Source organism: Bacillus sp. 05T31 (assembly GCF_056396725.1).
Genome location: NZ_JBFTMA010001318.1, coordinates 1 through 517 on the forward strand (window position 1 = coordinate 1; position 517 = coordinate 517).

The 517-nt window shown below is 30.9% G+C and carries 1 protein-coding gene and 1 pseudogene; one reads left to right on the forward strand and one right to left on the reverse strand.

The window, feature by feature from the left end; genetic code table 11:
- Positions 1-204: pseudogene (locus tag AC1DJR_RS33105) on the reverse strand (pentapeptide repeat-containing protein); the annotation flags it as partial.
- A 195-nt stretch (positions 205-399) separates the two neighbouring features.
- On the opposite strand from AC1DJR_RS33105, the gene AC1DJR_RS33110 reads away from it, so the two are divergent.
- Positions 400-517: DUF1272 domain-containing protein (locus AC1DJR_RS33110; RefSeq protein WP_477004580.1), on the forward strand; the 118-nt coding region annotated here is incomplete at its 3' end.

The following is a 517-nucleotide window of genomic DNA, read 5'->3' on the forward strand; positions in this document are numbered from 1 at the left end:
TTCAAATACTGTACAACCTTTATAGCCATTTCCTCTAAGATTTTTATGTATACTACATTTAAAATCTGATTGTAAATTGGAACATGGTTTCCCACCATCTTTATTCACCGCAAAATCTACCGATGCTGCGAACGGTAACGCCACACAACATAGACCGAAGCATTTTTCACAGTTTGCTTTTAAATGATCGTTATGATTAGTCAAAATCTATACCCCCTGTTGTCCTTTGACTATTTCATAATATTCCAACTGTATTAAATAATCAATTTTAAAATAAAATCGCATCTTTCATTTCAATTCATAACTTTATCATTCAATTTCCTTTCAATTGAAAAAGACAGTTTCTATCTGATAAATTATAATTAAATTATAAATATTCAAACGAAAAGGAGAATTACTATGGCACTAGAAATGAAAACAAACTGTCAAATTTGCAATCAATCGCTCGAGCCAAATTCTGAAGCTTACATTTGCGTATATGAATGTACATTTTGCGCACCATGTACAGAAGAAAGAC